Source organism: Dyella monticola (assembly GCF_003363155.1).
Classification (GTDB): Bacteria; Pseudomonadota; Gammaproteobacteria; order Xanthomonadales; family Rhodanobacteraceae; genus Dyella_B; species Dyella_B monticola.
Genome location: NZ_QRBE01000002.1, coordinates 94,482 through 111,466, shown reverse-complemented (window position 1 = coordinate 111,466; position 16,985 = coordinate 94,482). Strand labels below are relative to the sequence as shown.

Here is a 16,985-nt window from a genome sequence, read left to right as displayed (position 1 = left end):
CGTTCCCTGCATCTACGCGCTGTGCGGAGCGCGATAACCGGGTTTAGCGAGTACCAGATGCGCGACGCCGATCGAGCGCTCGCGAAATCCGCCTTCGCAATAGGCAAGGTAAAACTCCCACATCCGAATGAAGCGCTCATCAAAGCCTTGCTGCCGCACGCGTTCGCGCTGCTGCAGAAAGCGCTCTCGCCACGCCTTGAGGGTCTTTGCGTAAGAGAGACCAAAATCGCTGAGTTCGATCAGCGCCAGGTCGCTGCTGCGCGTCTTGGCGGTCAGCAGCGCCTGAATCGATGGAATGAAGCTGCCCGGAAAAATAAAGCGCTTAATGAAATCGACCGACTTCAATGCGTGTGCGTAGCGGTGATCTTCGATTGTAATGGCCTGCAGCACAGCGAGTCCGTTCGGTTTCAGGAGCCGCGATATCTGTGCAAAATACGTATCGAGAAATTCCGCGCCGATGGCCTCGACCATTTCGATCGAGACGAGCTTGTCGTACTGTCCATCGAGATCGCGGTAATCCTTCAGCAGCACGGTGACCTTGTCGGACAACCCGGCCTCGGCCACGCGTCGCGTGGCTAGCGCATGCTGCTCTTGCGAGATCGTGGTTGTGGTGACATGGCAACCGTAATGGGCCGCCGCGTGGAGCGCGAAACCACCCCAGCCTGTGCCGATTTCCACCACGCGGTCACTTGATGTCAGCTGCAGGCGCTCGCAGATGCGGTGGAGTTTCCGGGTTGAGGCCGATTCCAAGGTATCGACATCGCTCTCCCAGAGCGCCGATGAGTACATGAGGTCCGGCGAGAGAAAGAGTTGGAAGAACGCGTTGCCCAGATCGTAATGGGCGGCGATATTGCGCCGGCTGCCATGGCGGGTATTGCGCCGTAGCGTGTGCCATACGCGCATTGCCCAGCCGCCGAGGCGCGCCAGACCCGTTTCCATCGCATCGAGCAGGTCGCGATTGCGCACCAGTAGTCGCACCAGAGCGACCAACTCGTCGCATTCCCACAACCCGTACATATAGGCCTCGCCCGCGCCGACACTCCCATGCGTGGCGACCCTGCGGTAGAAGTCCACGTCCCTGATGTGGAGGTCGACCGACAGATCGGGATGCTGCGAGGCGGGTATGCCACATTCCTCTGTACCCAGGGCATCACGCAAGGTCAATCGGCCGTGGCGCAACCGCATCATCTGCTTGAGAAGGCCGGCCCGAAGAAGTCGAGTGGCGGCGCCCACCGCGGACGGACGGGGACTATCAACGATGGCGTTCATCATGAACCTCGCGAAAGATGGTGGTGCGCATACACCGGGTTATGTTTGAGCCATAGCCGCAGTGCATGCCAATGGATGGCGCCGACGACTTGCATCGTCATCAAGGGGTAGCGCCACAGCACCGTGGCTAGTGCGGTGCCATCCAGCGGGCGCCGGGTCAGGCTGAGGTGCGCATCGAATTCGCGCTGGCCTTCGTTCAGCACGTCCATGTGAACGTGCAGGGTTTCGCCAGGTGCGGTGAAGCGCCAGGCGTAGTCCCGCTCCATGGGCATGAACGGCGACACGTGAAACGTTTTGGAAAACGCCCAGGCGAAGGCGCAGCCGTGCCTATGCGCCGCATCGACGAGCAGCACATACGCATGACGCTCTTTCCATGGCGTGTTGGTGATTTCGGCGACGATCGCCACCAACGTCGAGCCATCGGCGGCATAGCAGTAATAGAAGGTCACCGGATTGAATATGTGGCCGAAATACCGCAAATGCGTAAGCATGCGGATCGGTCCGGCTGGCCATTCGCCCGTAGCGCTGGCGACCGTGCGGCGTACCGCTTCAGAAAGAGGCGCATCGAGAGGGCCAAGGTAATCACTGCGACGAAACTCCGCGACGTTGCGGCGGTTCACCGACCAGAGCCGACGTGCCGCGAATAGGCGATCGATCTCGTCCAGGTCCAGGTAGAGCTGCGCGATCCGATAGTGAAATGCATGCGGATGCGGGGCGAGGCGCCGATGCCGTACGACACCTTCGTAGACGGCGCTCATGGTGGGACGTTCTGCGTTCTGCAGGGCCATGTTCATGCCATCTGCTCTATCGCTGTGGCATCCGCCGGCTGCACGCCGGCCGTCCAGGGCACGCCGAGCTCGCGAGCGACGTCCACGGCGCTGCGCATGCCGTCTTCGTGGAAACCCCAGCCCCAATAGGCCCCCGCGAACCAGGTGCGTTGCTGGCCTTGGATTTCCGCCTTGCGCTGCCGTGCGGCGACTGACGCACGCGTGTAGACCGGGTGGTCGTAATGCATGCGCCGCACGATTTTGGCCGGGTCGATCGCGTCCGTGCGGTTAAGCGTTACGACGAGAGGTTCCGGTGCTTCGATGCCCTGCAGCAGATTCATGCAGTAGCTCACCGTACAGGCATCATGGGCATCTTTTGGCACGAAGGCATTCCACGCGGCCCACGCTTTTTTGTTGCGCGGTAGCAACGTTGCATCCGTGTGCAGCACCACGTCATTCGCTTGATAGGTCATGGCGCCAAGAATGCGATGTTCGCTTGGGCTGGGATTGACCAGCGCGCGGAGCGCCTGATCGCTGTGACAGGCCATCACGACATGGTCGTACTGGTCGATGCCTTCCTCCGTGCGGACGGCCACGCCGTCCGGTCGGCGATGCACGGATAACACCGGACAACCCAGACGCTCTTGCACGTGCCAGCCCTTGCGCAGTGCATGAACATAGCTGCGAGACCCGCCTTTCACCGCGCGCCATTCAGGCCGGCCGCTCACTTGGAGCATGTGGTGGTTCGCCATGAAATGGGCGAGATAGCGCGCCGGAAACGCCAGGATATCCCGCGGCGGCGACGACCACAGCGCCGAGGCCATCGGTACCAGGTGCTCGGTCCGGAAGGCGCCGCCGTAACGGCGTTCGTCAAGCCAATCGCCAAGCGTAGGATCGCTCGCGTCATCCTGCAGCAGCGAAGGCGCTTCACGATAGAAACGCAGAAGATCGCGCACCATGCCAATGAAGCGCGGAGAGAAAAGGTTTCGGCGTTGGCAAAATAATGCGTCGAGCGACGTTGCGTTGTATTCCACGCCACTGGCTTCGCTATGCACCGAGAAGCTCATGGTGGTCGACTGCGAGGCCACGCCGAGTTCGGCGAACAGACGGGTCAGTAAAGGGTAATGTGCGGGGTTGAAGACGATAAAGCCGGTGTCGACGGCATAGCGTTGGCCGTGCAGTTGGATATCGTGGGTGTGCGTATGGCCGCCGAGGTAGTCATTGGCCTCAAACAACGTGACCGCATGTTTGCGGGACAGCAGCCACGCGGAGGCAAGCCCCGCAATGCCCGATCCGATCACGGCGATGCGCATCACTACTTCCTCATCCGTGAGGCCACCCACACAGGCACGGGTTTCAAATCGTGCACCAGGCCCATCATCGCCATCGACCTTAGGCCGTAGTAGGTCAGGTCGATTTCCCACCAACGAAACCCTTGCCGCGCCGACCCCGGGTAGAAGTGGTGGTTGTTATGCCACCCTTCGCCGAAGGTGATCAGCGCCAACCACGGGTTGTTGCGGCTGTCATCCCGTGTTTCGAAACGACGCGATCCGAAGCGGTGGGCCAGCGAGTTGATCGTGACGGTCGCATGAAACAGCACCACGGTCGAGACAAAGAAACCCCACACGAGCATTTGGCCGCCGCCGGTCCCCAAGTGCGGAGCCGCGTGATGCAGTAGCGTGCCCAGACCGAATAAGAGGCTTGCAAGTGCGATCGGTACAAGCGTGTCGTAGCGATCCAGCCAGCGCAGCTCCGGGTATTTCGCCAAATCCGGTACCCGGGACGTGTCGGTACGAAATGCCCTGGTCGTCAGGAACCAGCCTATATGGCTCCACAGAAAACCACGGATACCCGGTGAATGGGGGTCGAGCGGGGTGTCTGCGTGGCGGTGATGATGGCGGTGATGTGCCGCCCACCAAAGGGGGCCGCGTTGCACGCAAGTCGCTCCTATGAGTGCGAACACGAATTGGACCGTGCGTGACGTTCGAAAGGTTCGGTGCGAAAAGTAACGATGGTAGAAGCCCGTCAGCGCAAACATGCGGATGGCGTAGAGGGCTCCTGCGACCATCAACGCGATAGGCGTTACGCCGACCCAGATCACGGCGATACAAGCCACGTGCATTGCCACGAAGGGCAGCGCGCGCAACCAGTCGATCGTGTCACCGCGGTCGGGGTCTGTATCCGCACCGGCCTGCGCATCGATCCATTGACGTAGGGCCTTCAACACAGATGCATGGCGAGAACGCGCTGCGGTGCCCGTCGATAGGCTCTCGTGCCTTGATGACGACGCTTCGACGGACTGGAGAGTGGGCATGGCGGGTACCTATTGGCTGTCATCCATAGATACGTAAACGCAACCCCACTGGATGCATGCGCGAACCGAAATGAGGCGCAGACGTGTTTTATCGGTTTCGGGCTGATGCGTAAGTGCCGCGCCAGGACTGGAACGCGTTTAATGCGCCCTCACGAGACGCGCCCAGATCGACCATGGGTGAAGGATAGCCACTGCGCCTAAACCAAGGACACGTCCCGATCGCAGATGATCTTGACGATGGCGAGAATGAATACCTTCCCGTCAACGGGGAGCGGGATCCGTAGCGCTAAACGGAATTCGCATCAGGCAGAAGACGCCTTCATCTCGAAAATCAAGATGCACCTCCGCATTCAACTCATATTGCAGGCCTCGCTCGATCAACCGTGAACCGAAGCCGTGCGAGCGCGGTTTTGTGACAGCGGGGCCGCCCGACTCCATCCACTTAATTTGGAGTACTGATCCCTCATTCGAACCCAAGACTTCCCAGGAAATATCGACACAACCACGGCTGGGTCGCGATAGGGCACCATATTTGGCAGCATTGGTCGTTAACTCATGGAAGCTCAGGCCAAGGGCGAGCGCCTGCTTGGGCGTTAATGACACCTCATGACCGGACACGGTAAAGCGTTGTCCTTCGATGCCATAAGGCAATAATTCGGTGGTGACAATCTTCCGCAAGGAGGCACCCCGCCATTGCCCTTCTGTCAGCAGCGTGTGGGTCTGCGCCAACGACATCAGCCTCTTCTCAAATGAGTCGCGAAAATCTTCGATGGACAAAGCACGCTGAGCTGTTTGCATCGCTATGACCTGCACCGTCGCAAGCGTATTCTTTACCCGATGGTCCAGCTCCCCCATCAGTAAGTCTCGATGTCTTTCAGCAACCTGGCGCTCGGTAATATCTCGCGCCACTTCTGACACACCAATAATTTGGCCGTTATCATTTCGAATCGGAGAAATGGTAAGCGAAATTTCAATCGCCTTTCCTTCCTTGGTGGTGCGTACGGTTTCATAATGGCTGATGGATTGCCCCTTCCCAATTTTCTGCAAGAGACCCGGTATTTCATCAGGTTGGAGGCAGGGGGCAACGCTTGAGTTCGGCTGACCGATAACCTCCTCCTCGGTATAGCCAAACATATGCGTGGCCCCCTCATTCCAGCTCACAATGACACCGTCCAGCGTCTGGCTGATGATCGCGTCGCGCGATGAATCAACGATCGCGGCGAGCCGCGCCTTCGCCTCTTCATGGCGCTTTCTTTCAGAAATATCGATAAAAACGATCACGACGCCATCGACACTTCCCTTAATCGAGCGATATGGCCTGATGCGCATAAGAAAGGAAGCCCCATTTTGGGGGAGATTCACTTCACGCTCGATCACAGCAAACGTGTGCAAACATTCGTTGACGTCTTCCTTGAGCGCGTGATACCCGATCCTATTTGCAATATCAGTGATAGGCCGCCCGCGATCCATGTCGCGCAGGTGAAATATCTCCGTTGCGGCGGGCGTAAAGTTGCGTATCTGCAGTTCTGCGTTCAGGAAAAGCATCGGAATTTGACTGCTGTCGATAAAATTCTTGAGGTCACTATGCACATCAAGAAGCACTTCGTTCTTGCGCGACACCTCGCTGTTCAATGTTTGAAGTTCTTCATTGAGCGACTGAAGCTCCTCCTTGGACGCTTCGAGCTCTTCATTTGAAGATTGGATTTCCTCATGCGCAGATCGGTATTGTTCCTCGGCCGACCTCAGCTCTTCCTTCGCTTGCTCGGCCTCGTCAATAGCTGCCTGCAGTCGAGCCCGTGTCGCACGAAGCTCGCTATCCAATTCGCCAGCCGACAGGGTGTTCGTTTCGAGGTCATCTGTGTCGCTGATTGACGCGCGGTCCTGAAAAGCAATGATAAAATGGTTGGCTACGCCGGATGCCTGCAGGATGGGCTCCACAATCACGTTGACGACCTGGCTTTTGCTATCCACTTCGATGGGAACGTTCCGCTTTATCACGCGCCGTTGACTGCCTTCAGCCTCACGAAGCGCGGTCCGCAGGGTAGGTCGCAAGGCGCTTTGAACGAGCTTAAATAAATGAAAGCTGGCTGACCCCTCGGATGGTTCGAGATACTTCCCCATTTGACCGGAAAACCGGAGAATTTGATGGCGCTGGTCCACCACCATATAGGCAGGCGAATACTTTTCCATGACCCGGCGCGCGCCCCTATCGAATGTGCTATCGGACCGCGTCATGCTTGGTGCGGGCGTTTCGACACCGTGTTTGGCCACAGGAGTATCCGAAAGCGCAAATCGCGGCAAAGATGACGCAACGTTGTCGTTACGTTTGAAAAGGCGATGCTTCTTGTCGAGTACCGCAAAGAAATCACCCTGGCGCGTCACGCTTTCGGACGGACCGAGAAAGAGGTAGGCACCTGGCTGAAGTGCATAATGGAACAGGGGAATTAGCCGGTCTTGCGCTGACGCGTCGAGATAAATCAGCAAGTTCCGGCAGGAAATGAGGTGAAGCCGCGAAAACGGCGGATCTTTGATGACGCTGTGCAGGGAGAATACACACATTTCGCGGATTTCCGGAATGGCGCTGAAATAGTCCCCATCCTCGATAAACCATCGTTGGGTTCGTTCCGACGACACCCCCTCAAGCAGAGACTTGTGATACCGGCCGGTGCGGGCAATCGCAATCGCGGTGTCATTGATGTCGGTGGCAAAGATGACGATCTTGGGATGCACCGCAGCCTTGGTGGTAGCCTCGCGCAGCAAAATTGCAATCGAATAGGCTTCCTCACCTGTGGCGCACCCGGGCACCCAAACGCGAATCTGCGCTTCCGTTCCTGTGCTTTTCATCAGCTCTGGCATGACTTTGGTTTCCAAGGCTGCGAAATCATCCGGATCACGAAAGAAACGGGTCACGCCGATAAGGAGGTCACGGAAGAGAAGCCCAAGCTCGCGCGGATCCTTTCGCAGGTAAGCGATGTACTCGGGAATACCTTCAAAACTGCGGATCTGCATGCGCCGCTGAAGTCGGCGGATCAGTCCACTTTCCTTGTATTGGCTGAAATCGTGTCCGACCGATTCATTGAGGAGCGCACACACTTCATCCAAATGATTTCGTGTCGCTTGGCGCGCGCCCTCGCTTTGTTGCTGATCTCTCACCTCCCGCAGATACCGTTGATACTCGATAAGCTTTTCCGGCATCGCTTCGACCGGCAACACATGATCGACCAAGCCAGTGTCGGCTGCATTGCGCGGCATTCCCAGCATCGCGGTTTCGTCGAACTCGGCCTGGGCCAAGGTGATGCCGCCATGTTCCTTCACAGCAACCAAGCCTTGCACACCGTCACTTCCCGAGCCGGAGAGAATGACGCATACGGCATGTTCCCCCCGATCTTCCGCCAGTGAAAACATAAACGTGTCGATGGGATGACGGTTCGGCCGTGTTGGTGCGGGTGTAGCGACGTGCAAGCGGCCGCCCACAATGGTCAAGACCGCATTGGGCGGGATCACAAAAACACGGTTCGGAATGACGTCGTCGCCATCATGGGCTTGCGCCACCGTCATGCCAGTGCTCTTTCCGAGAATGTCTGACAGGATGCTCGTATGTTCCGGAGCCAGATGCTGAATCAGAACAAATGCCATGCCGCTATCGACCGGCATATGTGTGAAGAACGTCTGGAATGCCTCCAACCCGCCGACGGAAGCACCGATACCCACGACCAGGCACGGGGTAAGGGGTGCGAGGCCTGCATCACGCGATGCCGCGCCGTGCTTGCGCTCCATGTGCTTTCTCGTTGGCATTTTACGTTGACCTGCCGGGCTCGACTTTCGGGGGCATAGCGCAATCTAACCCATTGCGGTATCGAGCTCGAATCCAGGATCGAACGCATAGTTCATAGGTCCTAGCGCGGACGGTCTGAGTTGCGAAGGCCTCTCGCAACGCACAAAAAGGACCAGGATGGTGAGAGGCTGAGCCGCTCAAGGAACCAGACACCCCACAACCACCAATCCTTGGACTGGGTACCCGCGTTGACCGGCCCGCTGGCGCAATCGCTCGAAATGGTCACGACGCATCATCGGCGAGCGTGAGAGCACCCATAAATACTTGCGCGTGGGTCCGCCGACCACCGCCCACTGATAGGCTGGATCCAGGTCGATGACCCAATAGTCCGCCCAAATCCAGGGTAGCCACGCCAGCCAATCCGGCGCGAAACGGACCTTCAGCGCCCCGGGGCGCCCCGGGACGGGCTTGGCGACGCCTTCTGAGCAGATCGGATGCCCCTCACGGGTGAGGCATGCATTGCGCACAACGGCGCATCCATCCTCTCGTACGCTATAGCTGGCCGTGATGTCACTGAAACAATGTCGCTGGTAGAACATGGGCAGATGGGCAATCTCGTGCCAAAGCCCTTGGTAGCGGACAATATCCAACTCCTGCACAGGCTGGTTGGTAATCCCCTTGGGGGCGTGGACGTGGAACGGTGTCATGCGTAGCATCCCCACGTGTATATGCAGCGAACGGCATCAATCGTTACTTAAGCGCTAGCGCGTGTAGGAAGTGGCAATGCCTGCGTCCTAAGTGGCAGCCCGGGGCGAGCACCGGAGCCATCCGCCGACCAAGAGTGGTACCCGCGTGCTTGGCTCGTTGCAGAAGGAGACCTGCGGACCGGAAGCGCCGCGACGCGCCAGTCGGGTTTCACGGCTCGCATGAAACGCCTGCGTTCCGGCACAATGTCAGCCCCATGGATGCCATTCAGTTAACCGATGAAACTGCTATAGCTTAATTAGCGGCTGCACCATTCGCGCCGCCCAGCTGTCGAAACGCAGCGGCGCGTCAGTGGCAGCCACGCAGATGCATGCTAGACCAGGCGAGGTGATGGGTTGGTGCGTGATGTCGCAATCGAGATCCGCCACATCACCTGGGCTGAAATGTCCCAATGCATCCACGTAAGAGCCGCGCAGGACCATCGTAAGCTCATTGCCTTGATGACTATGCATCGGCACGCTTTTGCCAGGACCGATGCGCAGCAGCATCAGATTACCATTCGTGATTTGCGTGGCCCGAATGCGGTGGACACCGGGCGCAACCATGCGCCAACGCAACGCGCTGAACGTTGGGCCGAAATAGCGGTGCAAGGGAGCAGGCAGCGCGTCTGGATCGTTGGCACGCACAGGCTCGTAGTCCTTGCGTGATGGATCCTGCTGCGCGGTGGAAAGTTGGGCAAGGATTGCCTCGCGGGCCGTAGTGGATGGCACGGCAGGCGCCTGTTGCTGCGCCAGCAATAGACCACCGATAGCTTCGGCATCGCGCAGACTTTCACGACATTTCCGGCAAATGCTTAGATGCGCCGCGGCGACGACCGCGAGCGCAGTCGGCAGCGCACCTGCCGCATAGCCGACGATGGTCGCTTCGTCGAGATGATGTCGGGGTGTCATGGCATCGCCCTCATGCTGCTCTGCAACTTGCAGAACGCTCTCCTCAAGTGGGATTTGACCGACCCCAGCGGCATGCCCAACGCTTGCGCGATTTCGCTATGGCTTTTGGCTTCAAAGTACGACATGCGGACTAATCTCGCTTGCACCGGCGACAACTCACTGATGGCTTGCTTAAGCTTGGCTTGATCGGTGTATGACTCCGTCATCGACTCCGACATGCAGACTTCCTGCTCATCCATCCACGCCACACCTTCCTGGATGGGTAGCCAGGTTGGTTCGCTGCGGACATGGTCGAGATACAGATTTCGCGCGATGCGAAACAGCCACGTGGAAAGACTGGCACGGGTCGGATCAAACAAATCGGCGCGGCGCCATAGCCGCAGCATAGCTTCCTGAACCAGTTCCTGCCCTAAGGCTTCATTCACGCCGAGGCCGACCAGATACCGCTGAAGACGCGGCGCGAAATAGTCGTAAATGTGCATGAAGCCGTTGATGTCGCGGCGCTGCGCCACCGCAATCATCTGATTGGACCAGTAGCGCGCGTCGAAAACAGATTGGTTTGCAGTGGTGGACACGCGACGTTTGGCCTCGAGGGGCGTAACCTTCATAGCAGTCCGATGGGTAGTCATCATAGCCTTGCTCAGGGCTAAACGCTGTTGCGCTGACTTGGCTTCTATCGGCGTTTTAACGCACCTAGCAGCCGAACCCGGGCGCCTTGTCGTAAGTTATACGCGGGACGATGCCTATTGGATGCACCTTTGCCGAGGGTACCGACGATGCTCAACCTACGGTTGGCGACCGGTTGAGGCCGCCACCAAAAACGGCCAGACTAATTGACGTTAGGACATCCATTCTTTAAAGACGCATACGTCTGATGCATTCAATCGGCGTCATTGACTCTGTTGTGTATCTGGGACCTATCCATGCTCACCCTTTATTCATACCCCGATCTGTGCGGCGTTGCTGACAACAATCCGTTCGGGCTGAAGGTTTACGCTTTCATGCGCTTATGTCGTATGCAGTTCTTGCAAAAGCATATTTTAGACACGGGACACGCTCCTTATGGACAGCTCCCGTATTTGACCGACAATGATCGATCAATAGGTGACAGCGACGCGATCATTGCCTATCTGAAAACTCGTTACAGTCTATCGATTGATGACACGATGTCCGAGGAGCAGGAAATCCTCGATCACCTACTCCGGAGGACGCTTGATGACCTTTATTGGTCCATGAGTTATTCCCGCTGGAAGGACGGTCGCTATTGGCCCCAGTTTCGACGCATAGTCCTGAACGCACATGCGGATATCACGGAAAGCGACATGGATGCCGCGCACGACTACAACGAGCAGCGGTATTACTACCAAGGTATTGGCCGATATGACCCCGACAAGGTATACGAGCGAGGTGCCGCCAATCTTAAGGCCATCAGCAATCTTCTCGGCGAACGCGTCTTCATGTTTGGGCCGAACCCGCAATCCATAGATGCGGCCATCTACGGGTTTACTGCCAACATCTACTTTTACGACATTCTTACACCGCTCAAAGAGCTTCTACTCAGTCGATCAAACCTGGTTGATCATTGCCAAGCGATACACGCCTTGGTCCAAGAATGATTGAGAGCTAAGGGCGCCTCAAACCGCCCACTAACTTCATATGCTGCAAAGTTCTAGAGGTATGCGAAATCCTCATCTACGCAACGGAGCATTGTTGCCACGATCAGGTTATCTCTAAGCGCTACGCAGCATGGAAGGCCATGGCGGTCATTTTTTTTAAAACGTTCTTTCGAATGTCGAACCCACATTCATTGGCGATCGTTTACGAGCATACGATGTCCAGCCATCTGAACGGTCCAATGCGCTACGCTCGGTCCACGCATCGGGAATGTGAGAGCCAATGACCGTAGCGGCGTGGCAGCAGAATAGGGGATTTACCGGTTTCCTTGTGGGGGCCACGGTGTGCGGCGTTGGCGTCGGCTGGGCATGCAACGCGTTGCTGGCGCCTCAGCAGGCCACCGCGGTGGCCGCCGATCTTTCCATTATCACGGATATCTTCCTTCGGCTCATCAGGATGATCATTGCGCCCTTGGTGCTCGCGTCCCTGGTATCGGGCATTGCGCGCATGAGCGGGGCGTCCGAAATCGGGCGCATGGGCCTGAAAGCGATGATCTGGTTTGTGGGAGCGTCCTGCTTGTCTTTGATGGTCGGACTAAGCATGGCTCGCTGGCTTAAACCGGGGGCGGCGCTGCATGCCGAGCCCGCGTTTGCGCACGCATTACCCGTTGCGGCACGCGATGTTGATGTAACAAATTTCTCCGTGGCTGAATTCGTCACGCACCTGGTGCCACGCTCCATTGTGGGGGCTATGGCTGGCAATGAGATCCTGCAAATCGTCGTGTTCTCGATCTTGCTGGGTACAGCAGCGGCCTCGCTCAAAGATCGTGCCGAGCGGCTGGTGGAGTTGTTTGAGCAATTGACGGCGGTGATGTTCAAGATTACCGACTACGTCATGAAGACGGCGCCGCTGGCCATCTTTTCGGCGCTCAGCAGCTCCATATGTATCCACGGTATCGGCATTATCCACCCGACATGGGTGCCCACAATTCTCTCATCGATATCTTCAGACCTATCACGCAAGGTGGTGACATCAGCAAGGTGCTGGGGTGGGTTCTTGGCGCCTCGGCCCGACCTGGAGTGTTACGTAACGACGTACTAGCGCTCATCTTCGGGGTCGAGTCGCGCGTCCTTTTTTCGCTCAATAAAGACGAGCTCAACGAGTTGCGGACCCTGATAGGCCACATGGACGGCATGTCCCCTAAGCAACGGCAAAGAGCCAGTCAGATTTTGAGCGAAGCAAAGGTATTCGAGGACAAGCCGGAACTAGCTCAATGGTTTGCGTCTGAATCGAACAACGATTTTCAAGGTCCACGCCCGCGACGTCCATAACGGTTAGGCACGTGATTGGCTCATCGTTTCGAAAGAATTGCGCCGAAAGAGGGAGGCAGATCGCTGGGTCGGAAAGTCACATGGTGCACGAACTTCGGCATAGGAGCTTTTGCTTTTGCGACTACGTTGCTTGAGGCTGGCGATGTCGTTAGTGTCGCGAGCAAAGATTCAGAGGTTGTAGGGGCTGCATCAAGAGCGACGTTAATGGCCATTGCCAATCGGAAATCGGTAGCCCTGGTGTGTACCTCACCTGCCACACCTGGCAAACCCGCTGAAATCGACAGTTGGTCGTAACCATTGCAGTAATGACACGTCTCGTGCTCAAGAACGCGCATCGTTGTTTGCGCCAATGGTCGCTTCTCCACATGGTTGTTCGCGGCTGACCGGCAGGGAACATAGTTGTTGGCGGAGAAACAGCATTAACTCCGCGGTTACAGCGCATAGTTCAATGCGGCAGGCAGTGCAGTTCCGTGTAAACGAGCGATCCATGCAGCAAGTCGCGTGCCAACCTTTTTCCAAATTTTACATAATATACATTATGCGCAATTTAGGGTTCGTTGAGGTATCCCAACTGTCGGTTTCAGGTTCCCCAACTAAAGCTGTTGTCTAAAAACGACAAACTGCCCCCGTAGCGACCAATAAACCGCCTCCTAGCAGCCAACAAACTGCCGCATAGTCGTAGATCGACCAACAACTTGCCGCATTTTGCCGCATTCTCGCCGGAGCTACCTACAAACTGCCTCGGAATTTACGAGCTTGATGGCGCGGCGACGATCGAAGCGCCAATAAGTTGCCCCGGTATTTGGCCAACAATGTGCCGCGAATTCGGTTCGGTGCGCGTCGCCCGCATAAAGCTGTGAGTTTCTTTCAGGAAATTGGGCGAGACTTAACCAAAGGCCCATTCCGAGCCAATTCGAATTAGGATGTCGACACGATTTATCGCATCGGAGACCAACTTCACGTCCAGCCCGACCCTCGGCTGTTGGCCTGCTTCGGAGTAGACGAAACGGTACGAATGACGCGTCAGGAGGTCGCCGTTGCGAGGTCCCACGTGGAGGTGTGGAAAACCATCGCGGCCGGCGCTGACGAATACGTGCTCGTACTCGAAGATGAAATCTGGTTCAAGCGCGGCGCCGCCAAGATCATCGATCGGGGCTGGAGCGCCGCCCTCCGCCACTGCGCAGCCATCGGAGGCCCTAAATTCATCTATTTGTCCTACGCCGATGCCGATGGCAGCGCGGAGCGAATCAATCTGGATGACGTCGTGTTCCGACCGCTGCGAGGTTTGTGGTTTCTTTCTGGCTACGTCCTCTCTCGAGAAGGCGCCGCGGCCTTGTTGCGAGCCATGCCCGTGATCGGCCCGGTCGATCTCTGGATGAATTTTCGCTTCGAAGCGTTAGGCGCGCTCGCCTTGTGTTCTCCCGTGATATTGCAGCGACGGCTCGCCATGGCGCTGTCGATGCTTGGACTACGCGTGCGAGTGTATGACGGCGATGAGGAAAACATCCAAGTGAACGACCTCCCTTTCTTGCTTGGAACCTTCGACGCAATCGTGGATCCCCCACTCGCCCCAGGCGTCCTGTCAAGCATCATCGCAAATACCGAGGCCAAGTTTCTGTTGGAGCTGGCGCCGCCTTTCACTGGCGGGCTCGAGCGTCTGCCGCACGCGCGAACGCTTATCCTTTCAAAGCACAGGCCAAGCGGTGACCGATGGTTGGACTTGTGCGCCTTCCTTGGGCTCAACCAGCCTGCCGAGGCATTCCCCGTGGGCGCAGCACGTGGCTTACGCGTCTTCAGGGATGACCGCCCTGTCGCTGCGAGGCGCGCCCATGCTGTTTCATCCCGACGGAAAGCACATCGACTGGATCCTTCGCCTTGGGTCCTACCACCACAAAGCAACTGGCGACCATCGCCCCATGGCGCTGAAGTGGCAGCGGCTGGTGGACAATGTCTGGCGGATACGACCACAGCGACGGGCGGCTCTCCGTTTCGGGTACTCGTCGAAACGTTCCCGGGGAATCGAGCCTCGTTCGAGATGGAAGGCGTGGTACACCTGCACGAAGGGCTTCGCCTCACTATGAGCAAGCGCAGCGTTGGGAATGGAAAACGTTACCGCTCTGGCGCGTTCGCCTCCGTTGAGGTCTTTGAGCACGGGCGCTTCGAAGCGGAGATCAAAGCAGCTTCGGGACCTGGTCTAGTCACCGGATTTTTCTTGCATCGAAGTCAGCCCCGCCAAGAGATCGATATCGAACTTATGGGCGGCGACCCTACAGGCATGCTGGTCAATGTCTATTTCAATCCTGGTGACGATGGGGCAACCATGGCCTATGGCTATCGTGGCGCTCCATACCGCATTGAGCTTGGGTTCGATGCGACGTTGGAAGTTCATCACTACTCGATCGACTGGCGACCGGGCTACATTGCGTGGTCGGTGGACGGCAAAGTGGTTCATAAACGGGCGGGATGGGACCCTACGCCGCTGCCGCACCTACCCATGCGCGTACATGCCAACCTGTGGGCGCCGCGTTCCGAGGAACTCGCCGGGACCATGGACGACAACGCCCTGCCCGCTTCAGCAATCTTCAGACGTGTGTCCGTATGGGCCCAATGCGCGTACAAAAGTGCTGTCGAGCGGTGGCTTCGCTTGATCATATCGTGCAAAGGAACTTGCCTGGGGATACCCCCGATAACACGGGCCAATCATTCTGCCCCGCGTCTGGGTATAGCGGTTTTCTAGCGATTCGCGCTCTGGAAATAACTCCATCACAAACCCTGCAACGACATGACAGTCAGCGCCAGCCACATTTTGATGGCAGACATCGCAAACTGCGGCACACAGTGGAATCCATCACTCGGTTCCATTTGTACGTCGCTCTAGCATGCGGTCTTTTAAGCCGTTTTCTAAAGCAGCGCCGGCGTGCAAGCAATAGGACAACAGCCGCGATTAGGTGGCGGTCACCGAGCGCCGGACCGCTTGGCGTCGAGTCGGTACATGACGAAACTGCGCTTCCAAGGCATGCCGAGAAGGGCAAATGTACGTGCCCCCTGACCGGCATTACCATTAAGGAAGACGTACTACAGCTCCGGCTGTAGTAAATATTCACGAGTGGGCGATGGCCACTACGCGGAACACGGCAGGAGCGAAGGATGGTCAGCAGCATGGGGGATGGCGCCGGTACGGACGCCGCGCAATCAAGCGTTGAGGCGACAGCGACGACAGAGGACGCCACGCCCCACCAAACAATGTTCGGGCAACGCGAAGCCGCGAAGAAGGCGTTTGATGTCTTCGAGCGAAATGCCGTGCAGCGCTTCCAGGATACAGCTAAGCGCGAAGCTGATGATGATGATCGGGTCGCGTACCTACTCCAGCACTATGGCTTACGTGCCTACTACGAATCGCCGACGGTGTACGTGTTAGGTCAACAGAATACCCGAGCTCCGTTCATCGTGGCGCTGGGTGTCCTTGTACAAACGTACATCGGCTCGGATGAAATGGAACCGGCCCAACAACGGAACTTGGGGTTGAGCTACCGCCTGCTGCCCTCCGGTCAGGTGCGCGTGGAGCTTGTGTTCCCTCGCCCGTTGAAGACGATTCCCGAGCAGGCGGTGGCGCTGGAAACTCTCCGCGATGCGACCAAGCTGACCGATCGTCGGGTAGCTCGGCACTGGCGTATCCTTCGCTCGTACATGCAGGTTAATTGGATTGATGGCTGCCCATCCTGGTGGACGCGCCAACGGGTCCGCTGGCTCAACTACAGTCGCTGGTGCTGCCGCCCCGAGCTGACAAAAGCGTCGAATGCGACACACTACGAACGCGTGTGGTCGTCCAGCCGACTTTGGGAACATACATGCACCAGTGGGCGCTGGATTCTCCAAGTGGGCTTCAGTGGCGCCTTGGTCATTGTAGCCCAGACGATCTTGGGTCATTACGCAGCACATCCGCCAGCGCCTACGCTGGCGCCAGAAATCCGTGCGCTCGACCAGCATACCCATTCAGACAGCCAAACCCTACAGCGTGAAGTGGCGGCCTTGCGCGGGGAGCTCAGCCAGTTGCGCCGTCCCGATGCCACGCCGGTAGCTGTTCCGGGAGAAGCCACCCACAGGGTGGACGCCGGGAAGCCGCCCGCCACCACGGAGCGCGCGCGACCCGAGGTCACCCCCGGTGATACGCCGCAAACAGTCACCCCTGCCCTTCCAGGCCACGCGTGACCGTTTGGCCGGCCGTCGCGGGCATGCCGTAACGTGGCCTGGGTCCCATCA

Annotated in this window: 12 protein-coding genes; 4 read left to right on the top strand and 8 right to left on the bottom strand. The window is 57.8% G+C overall.

Going from position 1 to position 16,985, the window contains the following annotated elements; genetic code table 11:
* Positions 1–12: 12 nt before the first annotated feature.
* The 8 genes from DWU98_RS04360 to DWU98_RS04325 form a co-directional block, all read right to left on the bottom strand.
* Complete coding sequence (locus DWU98_RS04360) at positions 13–1,269, bottom strand: SAM-dependent methyltransferase (protein ID WP_115494283.1); 1,257 nt, start codon at positions 1,267–1,269, stop codon at positions 13–15.
* Positions 1,269–2,063: a DUF1365 domain-containing protein gene (locus DWU98_RS04355; RefSeq protein ID WP_230474681.1), complete on the bottom strand. Its 795-nt coding sequence runs from the start codon at positions 2,061–2,063 to the stop codon at positions 1,269–1,271. Before DWU98_RS04355 ends, DWU98_RS04360 begins: the two co-directional genes overlap by 1 nt.
* The gene (locus DWU98_RS04350; protein WP_115494281.1) at positions 2,060–3,349 is read right to left on the bottom strand and encodes an NAD(P)/FAD-dependent oxidoreductase; all 1,290 of its coding nucleotides are present in this window, start codon (positions 3,347–3,349) and stop codon (positions 2,060–2,062) included. The genes DWU98_RS04355 and DWU98_RS04350 overlap by 4 nt, the downstream gene beginning before the upstream one ends.
* 2 nt (positions 3,350–3,351) lie before the next feature.
* Entirely contained in the window at positions 3,352–4,260 is a 909-nt protein-coding gene (locus tag DWU98_RS04345; RefSeq protein WP_425480214.1) for an acyl-CoA desaturase, read from the bottom strand.
* Between the two features lie 351 nt (positions 4,261–4,611).
* Positions 4,612–8,127, bottom strand: a complete 3,516-nt coding sequence (locus DWU98_RS04340; protein ID WP_158544959.1) for a chemotaxis protein CheB — start codon at positions 8,125–8,127, stop codon at positions 4,612–4,614.
* A gap of 195 nt (positions 8,128–8,322) precedes the next feature.
* Positions 8,323–8,841: a lipocalin family protein gene (locus tag DWU98_RS04335; RefSeq protein WP_115494278.1), complete on the bottom strand. Its 519-nt coding sequence runs from the start codon at positions 8,839–8,841 to the stop codon at positions 8,323–8,325.
* 276 nt (positions 8,842–9,117) lie between these two features.
* On the bottom strand, positions 9,118–9,780 hold the full coding sequence (locus DWU98_RS04330; RefSeq protein WP_115494277.1) for a ChrR family anti-sigma-E factor: 663 nt from the start codon (positions 9,778–9,780) through the stop codon (positions 9,118–9,120).
* Complete coding sequence (locus DWU98_RS04325; protein ID WP_115494276.1) at positions 9,777–10,412, bottom strand: sigma-70 family RNA polymerase sigma factor; 636 nt, start codon at positions 10,410–10,412, stop codon at positions 9,777–9,779. Before DWU98_RS04325 ends, DWU98_RS04330 begins: the two co-directional genes overlap by 4 nt.
* Positions 10,413–10,703: 291 nt before the next feature.
* On the opposite strand from DWU98_RS04325, the gene DWU98_RS04320 reads away from it, so the two are divergent.
* The 4 genes from DWU98_RS04320 to DWU98_RS04300 all read left to right on the top strand — a co-directional run bounded on the left by DWU98_RS04320 (position 10,704) and on the right by DWU98_RS04300 (position 16,934).
* On the top strand, positions 10,704–11,396 hold the full coding sequence (locus tag DWU98_RS04320) for a glutathione S-transferase C-terminal domain-containing protein (RefSeq protein WP_115494275.1): 693 nt from the start codon (positions 10,704–10,706) through the stop codon (positions 11,394–11,396).
* A gap of 280 nt (positions 11,397–11,676) precedes the next feature.
* Positions 11,677–12,495 (top strand): dicarboxylate/amino acid:cation symporter, encoded by an 819-nt coding sequence (locus DWU98_RS04315; protein ID WP_115494274.1) that lies wholly within the window; start codon positions 11,677–11,679, stop codon positions 12,493–12,495.
* Positions 12,496–13,740: 1,245 nt separating this feature from the next.
* Positions 13,741–15,462 carry a family 16 glycosylhydrolase gene (locus DWU98_RS04305; RefSeq protein WP_268990230.1) on the top strand — a complete coding sequence of 574 codons (1,722 nt, stop codon included), beginning with the start codon at positions 13,741–13,743 and terminating at the stop codon, positions 15,460–15,462.
* 410 nt (positions 15,463–15,872) lie between these two features.
* Positions 15,873–16,934 carry a hypothetical protein gene (locus tag DWU98_RS04300; protein ID WP_115494271.1) on the top strand — a complete coding sequence of 354 codons (1,062 nt, stop codon included), beginning with the start codon at positions 15,873–15,875 and terminating at the stop codon, positions 16,932–16,934.
* Positions 16,935–16,985 lie beyond the last annotated feature (51 nt).

Excerpts from the sequence above, each read along its gene's own strand:
- DWU98_RS04360 (WP_115494283.1), bottom strand. The coding sequence starts at position 1,269 with ATGAACGCCATCGTTGATAGTCCCCGTCCGTCCGCGGTGGGCGCCGCC.
- DWU98_RS04355 (WP_230474681.1), bottom strand. The coding sequence starts at position 2,063 with ATGAACATGGCCCTGCAGAACGCAGAACGTCCCACCATGAGCGCCGTC.
- DWU98_RS04350 (WP_115494281.1), bottom strand. The coding sequence starts at position 3,349 with ATGCGCATCGCCGTGATCGGATCGGGCATTGCGGGGCTTGCCTCCGCG.
- DWU98_RS04340 (WP_158544959.1), bottom strand. The coding sequence starts at position 8,127 with ATGGAGCGCAAGCACGGCGCGGCATCGCGTGATGCAGGCCTCGCACCC.
- DWU98_RS04335 (WP_115494278.1), bottom strand. The coding sequence starts at position 8,841 with ATGCTACGCATGACACCGTTCCACGTCCACGCCCCCAAGGGGATTACC.
- DWU98_RS04330 (WP_115494277.1), bottom strand. The coding sequence starts at position 9,780 with ATGACACCCCGACATCATCTCGACGAAGCGACCATCGTCGGCTATGCG.
- DWU98_RS04325 (WP_115494276.1), bottom strand. The coding sequence starts at position 10,412 with ATGATGACTACCCATCGGACTGCTATGAAGGTTACGCCCCTCGAGGCC.
- DWU98_RS04320 (WP_115494275.1), top strand. The coding sequence starts at position 10,704 with ATGCTCACCCTTTATTCATACCCCGATCTGTGCGGCGTTGCTGACAAC.
- DWU98_RS04315 (WP_115494274.1), top strand. The coding sequence starts at position 11,677 with ATGACCGTAGCGGCGTGGCAGCAGAATAGGGGATTTACCGGTTTCCTT.
- DWU98_RS04305 (WP_268990230.1), top strand. The coding sequence starts at position 13,741 with ATGACGCGTCAGGAGGTCGCCGTTGCGAGGTCCCACGTGGAGGTGTGG.
- DWU98_RS04300 (WP_115494271.1), top strand. The coding sequence starts at position 15,873 with ATGGTCAGCAGCATGGGGGATGGCGCCGGTACGGACGCCGCGCAATCA.